At 65.3% G+C, this 13,568-nt stretch carries 12 protein-coding genes; 4 read left to right on the plus strand and 8 right to left on the minus strand.

The features are described from left to right. Nucleotides 1-74: 74 nt before the first annotated feature. Nucleotides 75-665 (minus strand): polyhydroxyalkanoate synthesis repressor PhaR, encoded by a 591-nt coding sequence (gene phaR, locus I6F17_RS33495; RefSeq protein ID WP_225190467.1) that lies wholly within the window; start codon nucleotides 663-665, stop codon nucleotides 75-77. Nucleotides 666-978: 313 nt separating this feature from the next. Here phaR and I6F17_RS33500 point away from each other — a divergent pair, with 313 nt between their 5' ends. The 3 genes from I6F17_RS33500 (at nucleotide 979) to I6F17_RS33510 (ending at nucleotide 4,158) form a co-directional block, all read left to right on the plus strand. After that, the gene (locus I6F17_RS33500) at nucleotides 979-2,157 is read left to right on the plus strand and encodes an acetyl-CoA C-acetyltransferase (protein WP_036026194.1); all 1,179 of its coding nucleotides are present in this window, start codon (nucleotides 979-981) and stop codon (nucleotides 2,155-2,157) included. Between the two features lie 243 nt (nucleotides 2,158-2,400). Then, nucleotides 2,401-3,126 carry an acetoacetyl-CoA reductase gene (gene phbB / locus I6F17_RS33505; protein ID WP_036014745.1) on the plus strand — a complete coding sequence of 242 codons (726 nt, stop codon included), beginning with the start codon at nucleotides 2,401-2,403 and terminating at the stop codon, nucleotides 3,124-3,126. A gap of 162 nt (nucleotides 3,127-3,288) precedes the next feature. Then, entirely contained in the window at nucleotides 3,289-4,158 is an 870-nt protein-coding gene (locus I6F17_RS33510; RefSeq protein ID WP_225131544.1) for an EamA family transporter, read from the plus strand. 11 nt (nucleotides 4,159-4,169) lie between these two features. Here the strand turns inward: I6F17_RS33510 and I6F17_RS33515 are convergent, their stop codons facing one another. Together I6F17_RS33515 and gloB are read right to left on the minus strand one after the other, a co-directional pair. Continuing rightward, nucleotides 4,170-4,592 carry a cupin domain-containing protein gene (locus tag I6F17_RS33515; RefSeq protein WP_225131543.1) on the minus strand — a complete coding sequence of 141 codons (423 nt, stop codon included), beginning with the start codon at nucleotides 4,590-4,592 and terminating at the stop codon, nucleotides 4,170-4,172. Between the two features lie 23 nt (nucleotides 4,593-4,615). Continuing rightward, nucleotides 4,616-5,383 carry a hydroxyacylglutathione hydrolase gene (gene gloB, locus I6F17_RS33520; protein WP_225131542.1) on the minus strand — a complete coding sequence of 256 codons (768 nt, stop codon included), beginning with the start codon at nucleotides 5,381-5,383 and terminating at the stop codon, nucleotides 4,616-4,618. Between the two features lie 108 nt (nucleotides 5,384-5,491). Here gloB and I6F17_RS33525 point away from each other — a divergent pair, with 108 nt between their 5' ends. Further along, the gene (locus I6F17_RS33525) at nucleotides 5,492-6,238 is read left to right on the plus strand and encodes a methyltransferase domain-containing protein (RefSeq protein WP_225131541.1); all 747 of its coding nucleotides are present in this window, start codon (nucleotides 5,492-5,494) and stop codon (nucleotides 6,236-6,238) included. 110 nt (nucleotides 6,239-6,348) lie between these two features. On the opposite strand, the gene I6F17_RS33530 is transcribed toward I6F17_RS33525, so the two are convergent. The 5 genes from I6F17_RS33530 to I6F17_RS33550 all read right to left on the minus strand — a co-directional run bounded on the left by I6F17_RS33530 (nucleotide 6,349) and on the right by I6F17_RS33550 (nucleotide 13,460). Continuing rightward, entirely contained in the window at nucleotides 6,349-7,107 is a 759-nt protein-coding gene (locus I6F17_RS33530) for a DUF4167 domain-containing protein (protein WP_036042629.1), read from the minus strand. A 462-nt stretch (nucleotides 7,108-7,569) separates the two neighbouring features. Beyond that, nucleotides 7,570-8,451: a peptide chain release factor N(5)-glutamine methyltransferase gene (gene prmC, locus I6F17_RS33535; RefSeq protein ID WP_225131540.1), complete on the minus strand. Its 882-nt coding sequence runs from the start codon at nucleotides 8,449-8,451 to the stop codon at nucleotides 7,570-7,572. A gap of 3 nt (nucleotides 8,452-8,454) precedes the next feature. Beyond that, nucleotides 8,455-9,540 carry a peptide chain release factor 1 gene (gene prfA / locus I6F17_RS33540; protein ID WP_225113766.1) on the minus strand — a complete coding sequence of 362 codons (1,086 nt, stop codon included), beginning with the start codon at nucleotides 9,538-9,540 and terminating at the stop codon, nucleotides 8,455-8,457. 59 nt (nucleotides 9,541-9,599) lie between these two features. Next, nucleotides 9,600-11,867: a phosphoenolpyruvate--protein phosphotransferase gene (ptsP, locus tag I6F17_RS33545; protein ID WP_036014720.1), complete on the minus strand. Its 2,268-nt coding sequence runs from the start codon at nucleotides 11,865-11,867 to the stop codon at nucleotides 9,600-9,602. Nucleotides 11,868-12,203: 336 nt separating this feature from the next. Continuing rightward, entirely contained in the window at nucleotides 12,204-13,460 is a 1,257-nt protein-coding gene (locus I6F17_RS33550; RefSeq protein ID WP_036014718.1) for an aspartate kinase, read from the minus strand. Nucleotides 13,461-13,568 lie beyond the last annotated feature (108 nt).

Here is a 13,568-nt window from a genome sequence, read left to right on the forward strand (position 1 = left end):
AGACATGGTCCCAATGGTTGCTTCGGTCAGACGTGGCTCGCCCTCCCGCGTACAGGGCCGGCGCGAATGAAAGACTATTCGTCCTTCTTCGACATCCGCTCGAGGCGCTCCTGCATTTCCTTCATCTGCTGGCGCAGCTCGTCGATGTTGCTGTCCTTTGGCGCCTCGGCATTCGCATCGGGCTCCGGCTCGGGCGTGGCCGCCGGACGAGGCGCTGCGAACGGCTTGAACATCGAGAAGGTCTGCTGGAACAGCTCCATGTTGCGGCGGACCTGCTCCTCCAACGGAGCAAAAGGAGTGCCGGACAGCGTGTTGGCGATCTGCTTGCGGAACTTCTCCTGCTCCTGGGGCAGGGTCGCGATCGACTGCTCCAGATATTTCGGCACCACCATCTGCATGCTGTCGCCATAGAAGCGGATCAGCTGGCGGAGGAAGGTGGTCGGCAAGAGGTTCTGGCCGGCCTTGTTCTCCTGCTCGAAGATGATCTGGGCGAGCACGGAGCGGGTGATGTCGTCACCGGTCTTGGCGTCATAGACCAGGAAATCTTCGCCGTCCTTGACCATCGCGGCGAGGTCTTCCAACGTCACATAGGTACTCGTTCCGGTGTTATAGAGCCGGCGGTTCGCGTATTTCTTGATCGTGGTGGGTTGGTCTGATTTCGCCATGGGCTCTCACTTGCAAACGCGGAGAACGGGAACCTGTCGGGCAATGCCGCAGGGCGGGAAGAGTACGCAACGCAACAAAATAAGCATTTTCAAAGGGCTCACGCTACCGTTTTGTGCGGCACGGTTAATTGCAGAGCAAAATCCTGCTTGCGAAAACGCCAAGAACGCTATTTTGAATGCGCTGCGGTATGAATTCGGCGCCCGGCCGATTGACATGCCTCAACGACGTTAACAGGATGGCTGACGAGACTGGCGATCGCTTTCCAGCCCCGCCTGCCCCCTTCACAAGAACCTCAAGCCCCAGGAGATGCCCATGTCAGACGATGTCGTCATCGTCAGCGCCGCCCGCACACCGGTCGGAAGCTTCAACGGAGCGTTCGCGACCCTTCCCGCCCATGACCTCGGCGCCGTTGCCATCAAGGCGGCGCTGGAGCGCGCCGGCATCGAGCCCGGCCGGGTCTCCGAAGTCATCATGGGCCAGATCCTCACCGCCGCCCAGGGCCAGAACCCGGCCCGCCAGGCCTCGATCGGCGCCGGTATTCCGGTGGAGAGCCCGGCCTGGGGCGTCAATCAGCTGTGCGGCTCGGGCCTGCGCACGGTTGCGCTCGGCTACCAGGCGCTGCTCAACGGCGATTCCGAGATCGTGGTCGCCGGCGGGCAGGAATCGATGAGCATGGCCCCGCACGCCCAGCATCTGCGCGGCGGCGTGAAGATGGGCGGCCTGGAGCTGGTCGACACCATGATCAAGGACGGCCTGTGGGATGCCTTCAACGGCTACCACATGGGCAACACCGCCGAGAACGTCGCGCGGCAATGGCAGATCACCCGTGCCCAGCAGGACGAGTTCGCCGTGGCCTCGCAGCAGAAAGCCGAGGCGGCGCAGAAGGCCGGCAAGTTCAACGACGAGATCGTCCCCGTCACCATCAAGACCCGCAAGGGCGACGTCGTCGTCAGCGCCGACGAATATCCGCGCCATGGCGCCACGCTCGACGCGATGGCCAAGCTCAAGCCCGCCTTCGAGAAGGATGGCACGGTGACCGCGGGCTCGGCCTCGGGCATCAACGACGGCGCTGCCGCCGTGGTGCTGATGACCGCCAAGCAGGCCGCCAAGGAAGGCAAGAAGCCGCTGGCGCGGATCGTGTCCTGGGCGCAGGCCGGCGTCGATCCGAAGATCATGGGCTCGGGCCCGATCCCGGCCTCGCGCGCCGCGCTGAAGAAGGCCGGCTGGAGCGTCGGCGATCTCGATTTGATCGAGGCCAACGAAGCCTTCGCGGCACAGGCCTGCGCGGTCAACAAGGACCTCGGCTGGGACACCTCCAAGGTCAACGTCAACGGCGGTGCGATCGCGATCGGCCATCCGGTCGGCGCGTCCGGCGCACGCGTGCTGGTGACGCTGCTGCACGAAATGCAGAAGCGCGATTCGAAGAAGGGCTTGGCCACGCTGTGCATCGGCGGCGGCATGGGCATCGCCATGTGTGTGGCGCGCGACTGATCTTACGCGCAGCTGACGGGTGCGCCGCACACGTCAGCGCGTGCGTTGCACGCGACTAAAAAGGCAGCGGTTGCAAATCAAATATTCTTCGCAACCCGACAAGCCTCGACTAAAGAAAAACGCCCGGCTCGATGCCGGGCGTTTTGTTCTTGATGTCCGTCAAACCAACCGCATAATCCGTAGCTAAAAAGCGATCACGTCAGAAAAGTCCGAAGCGTCCAAGGAAGAGGGAAGGAATACGACATGGCACGTGTTGCATTGGTGACGGGTGGTACGCGGGGCATCGGTGCTGCGATCAGCAAGGCGCTGAAGGCCGCCGGCTACAAGGTTGCGGCGAGCTATGCCGGCAACGACGCTGCCGCGGAGAAATTCAAGGCCGAGACCGGCATTGCGGTTTACAAGTGGGACGTCAGCAGTTTCGAGGCCTGCGCCGAGGGCGTGAAGAAGGTCGAGGCCGAGGTCGGCCCGGTCGACGTGCTGGTCAACAATGCCGGCATCACCAAGGACGGTGCCTTCCACAAGATGACGCTTGAGCAGTGGAACGCCGTCATCAACACCAATCTCGGTTCGCTGTTCAACATGTCGCGCCAGGTGATCGAAGGCATGCGCGGGCGCAAGTTCGGCCGCATCATCAACATTTCCTCGATCAACGGCCAGAAGGGGCAGTTCGGACAGGTCAACTACTCCGCAGCGAAAGCCGGCGAGATCGGCTTCACCAAGGCCCTGGCACTGGAGAACGCCAAGGGCGGCATCACCGTGAACGCGATCTGCCCCGGCTACATCAATACCGAGATGGTGCAGGCCGTGCCGAAGGACGTGCTGGAGAAGGCGATCCTGCCGCTGATTCCGATCGGCCGTCTCGGCGAGCCCGAAGAGATCGCGCGTGCCGTCGTGTTCCTCGCCGCGGATGAAGCCGGCGCCATCACCGGCTCGACGCTGTCGGTCAATGGCGGCCAGTACATGGTGTGATGCGATCGCATCACGCAGGCTGATATCGTCCACATCGTCATGCCCGGGCTTGTCCCGGGCATGATGCCCTGTCATTCCGGGGCGCCGCGCCAGCGGCGAACCCGGAATCTCGAGGTTCCGGGTTCGGCTCTTCGAGCCGCCCCGGAACAACGAGGCCCTGGAATGACTCCCCGTACTGCCACGCTGATCGGTCTGACCGCGATCCTGATGTGGTCGCTGCTGTCGGTGATGACGGTGGCGACCGGAAAGATCCCGGCGTTTCAGCTCGCGGCGATGACGTTTGCGATCGGCGGTGTCGTCGGCCTGCTCACCTGGATCGGGCGGAGCGAGGCGGCGAAAAGCTTGCGGCAACCGCTCGTCGTCTGGGTCGTTGGCGTCGGCGGCCTGTTCGGCTATCACGCGCTGTATTTTCTCGCGCTGCGCTTCGCCCCGCCGGCCGAAGCCGGCCTTCTGAATTACCTGTGGCCGCTCTTGATCGTGCTGTTCTCGTCCTTCCTGCCGGGCGAGCGGCTGGCGGCGCATCACATCATCGGCGCCGTGCTCGGTCTCGTCGGCACGGTGCTGCTGTTCGCAGGCAATACCAGCGGCTTTGCGCCTGGAGCTGTGCCGGGTCTCATCGCGGCCTTCATCGCCGCCTTCGTGTGGGCGACCTATTCGGTGCTGTCGCGCCGGTTGAAAGCGGTGCCGACCGATGCGGTCGCGGGCTTCTGTCTTGCCACGGCAATATTGGCCGCCTTGATGCATGGCCTGCTTGAAACCACGGTCTGGCCGGAGACGGGCTTGCAATGGCTCTCGGTCATCGCGCTCGGCATCGGACCGGTCGGTGCCGCGTTCTACGCCTGGGACATCGGCATGAAGCGCGGCGACATCCGCGTGCTCGGCGCCGCCTCCTACGCGACGCCGCTGCTCTCGACGGGATTCCTCATCGCTGCCGGTTTCGCCAAGGCCAGCGCCAACATCGCATTCGCTGCGATCCTCATTGCCGGGGGCGGCCTGATCGCGGCCAAGGATATGGTGCTGCGGAAGCGATGATTGGAAGGAAGCTACGGCTCCCAGCCGGACGGCGCGAGCTCGAAGCCTGCGAACTCGAATGCGGGCGCCACGGTGCAGCCGACCAGCGTCCACTCGCCGGTCGTTTCCGCCATCTGCCAGGCCAGCGCAGGCACGATCGCCTGCGGCCGCTCGCCGCCGAGGAGGTCGGCGCCGAGCCGCACCTCGTGCTGCGAGCAGCCGTCATGGGCGATGCGCAGCGTCAAGGGGCTGCCGGAATAATAGTGCCACGTCTCCACCGCATCGACGCGATGCCAGTGCGAACGCTCGCCGCGCGCGAGCAGGAAGTAGATCAGGGTCGAGCGCGAACGCCCGTTGGCATCCGTGCTCTGGTCGCGAAACGTCTCGCGATAATGTCCGCCCTCCGGATGCGGGCGGAGTTCGAGGCGTGCGATGATCTCGGCTGCGGTCGGCATCGATCCTCGTCGGGATGTGTGCTTCAGGACTTATTCTTGCGCTCGCGCAGCTCGCCGAACACCGCAGCGGGATCCGCGCCCTTCATGTGCAGCCTGGCCGCGACCGCCGGTTCGTCGGCGCGCAGGAACACGTTGGCGCGCTTCTCCTCGCCGAGCAGGGAGGGAACGGTCGGCTTGTTCTCGGCGCGGAGCTTCGCGACCTCCGCGGCGCGCGCCTGCAGCGCCGCGTTGTCGGGCTCGATGCTGAGCGCGAACTTGACGTTTGACGCGGTGTATTCGTGGCCGCAATAGAGCTTGAAGTCGTCGGGCAGGGCGCGCAGCTTCAGAAGCGAGTCCCACATCATCGGATAGGTGCCCTCGAACACGCGGCCGCAGCCGATCGAGAACAGCGTGTCGGCGGCGAACACCGTCTTCTCATTGTCGAACACGTAGGAGATGTGGTCGAGCGTATGGCCGGGCGTCTCCACGACGCGCGCCAGCAGATTGCCGATCTTGACCACGTCGGCATTGGCGACGCGCAGATCGACGCTTGCGATCTTAGTCGTCTTGTCGTGCGGCGCGACGACGCGGCAATTGTATTTCTGTTTGAGCTCGGCGACCCCGCCGACATGATCGCCATGATGATGGGTGATCAGGATGTCGGTGAGCTGCCAGCCCTCGCGCTCCAGGGCCTCAAGGATGGGGCCGGCCTCCGGCGCGTCGATCGAGGCCGTCGCCTTGGTTTCCACATCGTGGATCAGATAACCGAAATTGTCGTTTAAACAGCTGAAAGTACGAATTTCGGCGGCCATGTCATCTCCATCGCGCTCAGCCCCGCCAGACAAATATGGCGTTAACGTTGCGCAGGCAATGCAATATTCCGCGCGCGAGCGCGCCCTGGCGCATGTTACATTGCGGTCATGACCATCGACGTCGTCGACCTCCGCGAGTTCTATTCCCGCCGCCTCGGCATCGTGGCGCGCCAGATGATCAATCGCGGCATCAGGGAGCGCTGGCCCAGCGCCGTGGGCCAGCGCGTGCTCGGCGTCGGCTATCCCACACCCTATCTGGGGTTGTTCCGCGAGGACGCCGAGCGCTGCCTCGCCTTCATGCCGGCGGCCCAGGGTGTCCTGAAATGGCCGACGGGACGGCCCGCGCTGGCCTCGCTGGTGGATGAATTCTCACTGCCGCTTCCCGACGCCGCGGTCGACCGCATTCTCCTGGTGCACGCGTTGGAGATGTCGGACGATCCTGCCGCGTTGCTGCGCGAGGTGTGGCGCGTGCTGTCGCCCTCGGGGCGCGTCATCGCCGTGATCCCGAACCGGCGCGGGGTGTGGACCCGCACCGACAGCACGCCGTTCGGCCATGGCCGGCCCTATTCGCGCTCGCAGATCACCGAACTGCTGCGCCAGACCTGGTTCACGCCGACCGCCTGGGGCGAGGCGCTGTTCATGCCGCCCTATGCCGGCGGCTGGGTGTTGAAATCGGCCCAGATGTGGGAACGTGCCGGTGCGGCGCTGTCACTGCCTTTTGCCGGCGTCCACATCGTGGAGGCGACCAAGCAGGTCTACCGCGCGATCCCCGCCAAGCGCGAGCGGGCGCGGCTGATTCCCTCGCTCGCCAAGCCCGTGCTGGTGCCATCCTCGACGACGGTGACGCGCAGTTAGCTTCACCTCTCCCTTCGGGAGAGGTGGGTCTGTGCCCGGCCAACGCACAGCGTCAAAAACAAATCGTCCCGGCGAGGCCGGGACGATTCGAGTCGGAAAGTCAGAAAAGCTTACTCGCCCGGGGCGACTTCGTCGCTGGAAGCGACCGGAGCGGCTTCACGCTCCGGGCGCGGGCCATGCGGCCGGCGCCGCCGGCGCGGATAGCGCTCGCCGCCACCGCCGCCCTCGAAGCCGCCCTGATTGCCGTTCACCTGCGGCTGCGCGCCGGTGATGAAGGAGGGCAGGCGGTCGACGCCGCCATCGGCGATGACAGGCTGCGGCTGGTTGGCGGGTTGCGGCTGATATTGCGGCTGCGGACGGTGATCGCGTTCGCGGTGCTCGCGCGGCTGCTGATTGTCGCGCTGATAGGGCGGCTGGTTGTCGCGCGGCTGGTGATCACGCTGGTGATGATCGCGTTGGCCGTCGCGGTCGCGCATGAAGGGCTGCGGCTGGGGCTGCGGGACGAAGCCGGGCTCCTGGCCGAAGGCCGAGAAATTCTCACCGTCGTCCTCGCCCTCGTCGCTGCTGGCGATGGGCTCATCGCCGCGCGGCTGCTGGTTCTGACGGAACTGCTCCTGAGCCGCCGCGATCAGGCGGAAATAATGCTCGGCGTGCTGGTAGTAGTTCTCGGCTGCAACGGGATCGCCGGAGGAGCGCGCGTCACGTGCAAGCTGGAGATACTTTTCGGCGATGTGCGAAGCAGTGCCGCGAATCTTGATGTCGGGTCCGTTGGATTCGTAGACCCGGGTCATCGGGTTCTGGCCGCGCCGGTTGTTGTTGTTATTGTTGTTGCGGTTGCGCATCCGCTGCTTGTTCTGACCGTTTCTCATGTCCTGCCTTTAATTCCAGCCCTAAAGGTTGCACGCATTACTGATTGCTAGGAGTGACCTGGTGACAGTGGCTCACATGTCTTGCGCGCACCGCGCAAAAGCGGATCCAACCCTGCCGATGTTCGTCGACCGTCGCGTTCAACAAAGACGCGTTCCCCACCCGCCAGCATCCATTGCCAGCGAACCCATTCATTTCGCCTGCCGAAACAAGCCCAGCTTTCTTGCGTAAGTGTTCAAGCGCAATATCAGGCTTTCGTTCACTTTGCGGTCGGAGAGAGCAGCGCAGCTCCACGGGCCATCGCGCTCAACAGGACCTGCGGCTTGGAACCTTCAATCAGTAAAGCTCTCGCCCGAGAGCCCGGCTTTCGCCCGTAGGTCTACGGGGCCGGCACCGATGTGTTGACCGGAACGTAGTCGTTCCCACGGGATATTCCAAGTGGTTTTTGCAGGCCAATCGGGCTTTTATGGGGGCATTTTTCGGGCCGAAACGGCCCGCGGAATGCCCGCCAAGTCGGCCTTGGGTGACCTGTCCAGCGATAACACGGCGGCCCTCATCAAGGTTTCAATATTTTGGGCCTGGCCCTGTCCGGCCTCGACGACCAGGGCGCCGCCGGGGGCGAGCCGCTCGCTCGCCTGCGGGATCAGGGCGCGATAGGCGTCGTATCCGTCATTGCCGCCGTCGAGCGCCAGATGCGGGTCGTGCTCGCGCACCTCGACGCTCAATTTCGGAATTTCAGCCGAGGGAATATAGGGCGGATTCGACACGATGAGGTCGAACGGGCCACCGAGCGCCGCGGCGTAGGAGCAGGCGACGAAGGCGGCGCGGTCGGCGAGTCCCAGCGCCGCGGCGTTGTCCCTGGCGGTCATGAGCGCGTTCTGGCTGAGATCGGTGCCGACGCCGAACGCATCGGGGATTTCGTGCAGCAGCGCGAGCAGGATCGCGCCCGAGCCGGTGCCGATGTCGGCTATCCGCGGCGGGTGAGATGCCTGCCGCTCGCGGAGAATCTCGAGCGCAAGCTCGACCACGGTCTCGGTATCGGGGCGCGGCACCAGGGTTGCTTCCGACAGGCGGAACGGCAGGCCCCAGAATTCGCGCGTCCCGAGAATGCGCGACACCGGCTCACCGGCGATGCGGCGCTGTGCATGTTGCGCGAGCCGCGATGCTTCGGTCGCGGTCAGGAGACGGGCCGCCTGCGTGACCAGGCCGGTGAGGTCGAGGCCGAGTGCCGCACTGATCAGGATGCGCGCGTCGAGCTCGGCTTCGTCGAGCCGTGCCGATCTCAGTTGCGCAGCCAGCGCCCGCCGCGCGCCCTCGATGGATTGTCCGGTGAAGGGGTTGCTCACGCCTCAGGCCGCCGCGCCTTGCGCAGCGAGCTGTGCGGCCTGGTGCTCCGTCGTCAGTGCGTCGATCAGTTCGCCGAGCGCTTCACCCGCGATCACCTGCGGCAGCTTGTAGAGCGTGAGGTTGATGCGATGATCGGTGACGCGTCCTTGCGGAAAATTGTAGGTGCGGATGCGCTCGGAGCGGTCGCCGGAGCCGACCTTCTCCTTGCGCTCGGCCGAGCGCGCCGCCTCGACGCGTTGCCGCTCGGCGTCATAGATGCGCGAGCGCAGGATGTTCATGGCGGAGGCGCGATTCTTGTGCTGCGAGCGGCTGTCCTGCATCATCACCACGATGCCGGTCGGGATGTGGGTGATGCGGATCGCCGATTCCGTCTTGTTGACGTGCTGGCCACCGGCGCCCCCTGCGCGCATGGTTTCGATGCGCAGGTCGTCGTTCTTGATGTCCACGTCGACGTCCTCGACCTCGGGCAGCACGGCGACCGTCGCGGCGGAGGTGTGGATGCGCCCCTGCGTCTCGGTGTCGGGCACGCGCTGCACGCGGTGCACGCCGGATTCGAATTTCAGCTTGGAGAATGCGCCGCGGCCCTGGATCTCGGCGATGATTTCCTTGTAGCCGCCGACGGTGCCTTCACTGGCGGAGATCACCTCGACCTTCCAGCCCTGCAAGCTGGCGAAGCGCTCGTACATCCGGAACAGGTCGCCGGCGAACAGCGAAGCCTCGTCGCCGCCGGTGCCGGCGCGGATTTCCAGCATGACGTTGCGGTCGTCCATGGCGTCCTTGGGCAGGAGCGCGACGCGGATCTTCTGGACCAGTTCCTCGATTTTCGGCGCGAGCTCGTCGCGTTCGGCTTCCGCCATGCCGCGCATCTCGGCATCGGTGGCGGCATCGGCGATCAACGCGTCGGTGTCGGCGAGCTCCTTGACGGCGGCGCGATAGGACTTCACCGCCTCGATCAGGGGCGTGAGCTCGGCGAGCTCGCGCGTGATCTGCACGTAACGCTCGGAGGCGAGCTGTCCGAGCGATTCGGCCTCGAGCGAAGCGTGATGCGCGAGCAGGACGTCCAGTTTGGCTTCGGGAAGTGACGACATCGGTTCTGTCTCAAAGTGCGGAAGGAGGCGAGGGCGGCGGGAAGCTGGCGACAGGCCCGCTACAACGCAAGGCCCTCGGCCTCGGCAAATTCCGTCAGCTTCTGCCGGATCGAGACGCTGCCCGCAGGCGCATCCAGCAGAGGGCCCAGCATCGCTTCGGCCTTCTTGGCGTCGAGGTCGAGCACCATCGCCTTGACCGGGCCGAGCGCGGTCGCCGAGAGCGAGAGCGAGCGGTAGCCCAGCGCAATCAGCGCCAGTGCGCCGATCGGCTTGGAGGCCATCTCGCCGCACAGCGAGAGCGACTTCTGCGCCGCGTGCGCCTTGCGCGCGATGTCACGCAAGGCGCGCATGATCGGCGCCGACATGGTGTCGAAGCGCTCGGAGACCTTGGCGTTGCCGCGGTCGACCGCGAACAGGAACTGGAACAGATCGTTGGAGCCGACCGAGATGAAATCGACCTTCTTCAATAGCTCGTCGAGCTGGTAGAGCAGGGCGGGCACCTCGACCATGGTGCCGATGTCAATTCGTTCAGGCAGCGTGTGGCCGTGCTGGCGGAGGTATGTGAGCTCGCGCTCGACCAGCGCCTTGGCCGAGTCGAATTCGGCGACCTCCGAGATCATCGGGAACATGATGCGCAGCGCGCGGCCGCCGCCGGCGCGCAGCAGCGCGCGGATTTGGCCGCGCAACAGGCCGGGACGATCGAGCCCGAGCCGGATCGCGCGCCAGCCGAGCGCGGGGTTTTCCTCGATCACCGCTTCCATATAGGGCAGCGCCTTGTCGCCGCCGATATCGAGCGTGCGGAAGGTGACGGGCTTAGGTCCGGCGGCATCGAGCACGGTGCGATAGAGCGCGAGCTGGTCGCTGGTGCGCGGCAGGCTCTGACCGACCATGAATTGCAGCTCGGTGCGGAACAGGCCGATGCCGGCACTGCCGGTGTCCTCGATATGCGGCAGGTCGATCGCAAGACCTGCGTTGATCATCAGCTCGACCTTCTGGCCGTCCCTGGTGACGCAGGGCCGGTCGCGCAGCGCCAGGTACTGCGCCTGGCGGCGGGCGCGGAAGCGCACGCGCTCGGCGAAGGCCGCCTCGATCTCCTGCGACGGGCGCACATAGATCGAGCCCGAGGTGCCGTCGACGATGATGGCGTCGCCGGGATCGGCGATTCCAGGCGCGTTCGGCACCTCGCCGACCGCAGGGATGCCCAGCGCCCGCGCCACGATCGAGACGTGCGAGTTCGCGGTGCCTTCCTCCAGCACGATGCCGCGCAGGCGCTTGCGGTCGTAGTCGAGCAGCGCCGCCGGGCCCATCGCGCGGGCGATGACGATGGCGTTGTCGGGCAGCTGCTCGCGCGAGGGCGCATGATCCTGGCCGACCAGCTGCCGCATCAGGCGGTAGCCGAGGTCTTCCAGATCGTGCAGCCGGTCGCGCAAATAGGGGTCGGTCGAGCGCAGCATGCGCGCGCGGGTGTCCGACTGGACGCGCTCGACCGCAGCTTCCGCGGTGAGGCCGGTCGCGACCGCCTCGTGCAGCTTGTGCGACCAGCCCTGGTCGTTGGCGAACATGCGATAGGCTTCAAGCACCTCACGGTGCTCGCCGCCTTCGGCGACGTCGCCGCGCTCCAGCATGCGGTCGAGATCGGCACGCAGCTTGGCGAGCGCAGTATCGAGCCGCTTGATCTCCTTCGGCAGGTCTTCGGCGATGTAGTCCTTGATGACGACGCGCGGCTCGTGCAGCACGACATGGCCGAGCGCGATGCCCTCCGACAGGATGGCACCGACTTTCTGCGCCGAATGGCGCGCCGCCGGCTCCTGGCCCGGCTGCGCCAGCGCGGAGAGTTCGCCGGAGGCGATCAGCTCGGCCAGCACCATCGCGGTGGTCTGGAGCGCCTCGAGCTCCTCCTCGACATAATTGCGCTTGGCGCGATTCTGCACCACCAGCACGCCGAGCGTATTGCCGGCGCGCAGGATCGGCACGCCGAGGAAGGAATGGTAGATTTCTTCGCCGGTCTCGGGCCGGAACGAGAAGGCCGGGTGGCTCTGCGCGTCGCTCAAATTGAGCGGCGTCGCCTCGCTGGCGACGAGGCCGACCAGGCCCTCATGGGCGCTCAGCACGGTGTGGTGCACCGCCTCGCGGTTGAGACCTTCGGTGGCGTAGAGCTCGAGCGTGTTGTCGATCCGCAGCACATAGACCGAGCACACCTCGGCCACCATGTTGGCGGCGATCAGCACCACGATCTTGTCCAGCCGCTCCTGGGCCGAGACCTGCTCCGCCATGGTCTCGCGGAGCCGTCTCAACAAGACGCGGGGACCTCCCGACGCGCTCCGCATGAACCGTCAATCTCCTCCATCGGCCGGGCCCGGCGGTATCGGCCGGCGGCTGGACCAAAATTCCAGAAAAACAATCAAATTGTTTGTCCGGCGCAGGCACAAGCCCAAATCCACGGGAGATTGAGCGCTCGTACCGAATCAGCGCCGCCTGAACTGGGACACAGTCTGCGGCAGCCCACCCTGTCCGCCGTATAGCGAATTGAGGCTTGTTTTGCCAAGCAAAACGCCTGCCAAACGCGAAGGTGTGTACACCTTCGCGTTTGCTGCGACCGCTAAGAGAAAATTAGCCTTTTGGCATGGTCCGGAAAAGTGCGAAGCGGTTTTCCGGAAAGGCCATCAGGTCTGATCGAGACCGTAGAGCGTGTGCAAGGTGCGCACCGCAAGCTCGGTATAGGCGGTATCGATCAAGACCGAGAATTTGATCTCGGAGGTTGTAATGGCCCGAATGTTGATGTTCCGCCCGGCGAGCGCCGAGAACGCCTGGGCGGCGACGCCGGCATGGCTGCGCATGCCGCTGCCGATCACAGAGATCTTGGCGACATCGGTGGCGGTATCGAGCCGCGCATAGCCGATCTTGGCCTTGGCCGCGGTAATCGTATCCTTGGCGCGGGTGAAGTCCGCGGCCGGCACGGTGAAGGTGAGGTCGGTGGTTTTGCCGTCCTCGGACACATTCTGCACGATCATGTCGACGTTGATATTGGCATCAGCCAGCGGGCCGAAGATCGAGGCCGCAACGCCGGGCTTGTCCTCGATCTGGCGCACCGAGATCTGAGCCTCGTCCTTGGAGAAGGCGATACCGGTGACGACGTGGCTTTCCATGATCTCCTCCTCGCTGCAGATCAGCGTGCCGGGCGGCTGGTTGGCATGCGGGTCGATATCCTCGGGCTTATCGAAGCTCGAGCGGACGAAGATCGGCATGTTGTGAACCATGCCGAGTTCCACTGAGCGTACCTGGAGCACCTTGGCGCCCTGCGAGGCCAGTTCCAGCATGTCTTCGAACGCGATCTTGTCGAGCCTCTTGGCCTTCGGCACGATTCGCGGATCGGTGGTGTAGACGCCGTCGACGTCGGTGTAGATGTCGCAGCGGTCGGCCTTGACGGCGGCGGCGATCGCCACGGCCGAGGTGTCGGAGCCGCCACGGCCGAGCGTGGTGATGCGACCCGTCTCGGGGTTGATGCCCTGGAAGCCGGCGATGACCGCGACCTCCTTTCGGTCCTTGAAGCGCTTGATGATCTCGCTGCCGTCGATGTCCTCGATCCGGGCCGAGGCATGGGCGTCGCTGGTTTTGATCGGGATCTGCCAGCCCTGCCAGGAGCGGGCCTGGATGCCCATGCCCTGGAGCACGATGGCAAGAAGGCCTGAGGTCACCTGTTCGCCCGAGGCGACCACGGCGTCATATTCGCGCGCGTCGTGCATCGGCGAGGCCTCGGTGCACCAGGCGACCAGCTCGTTGGTCTTGCCGGCCATCGCCGAGACGACCACGGCCACTTCGTGGCCGGCATCGACCTCACGCTTCACATGGCGTGCGACGTTGCGGATACGTTCGATGTTGGCGACGGACGTGCCGCCGAATTTCATCACGAGGCGGCTCATGACGACGCGTGCATTCCTTCATAAGGATCAGTATGGTGGCCCGCACTGGACGGGTGCCTCGGGGACACCGACCGCGCGTATACAGAGCGGCGGGGCCGGGGGCAAGCG

It is taken from the genome of Bradyrhizobium sp. NBAIM18 (assembly GCF_020193825.1).
GTDB lineage: Bacteria > Pseudomonadota > Alphaproteobacteria > Rhizobiales > Xanthobacteraceae > Bradyrhizobium > Bradyrhizobium yuanmingense.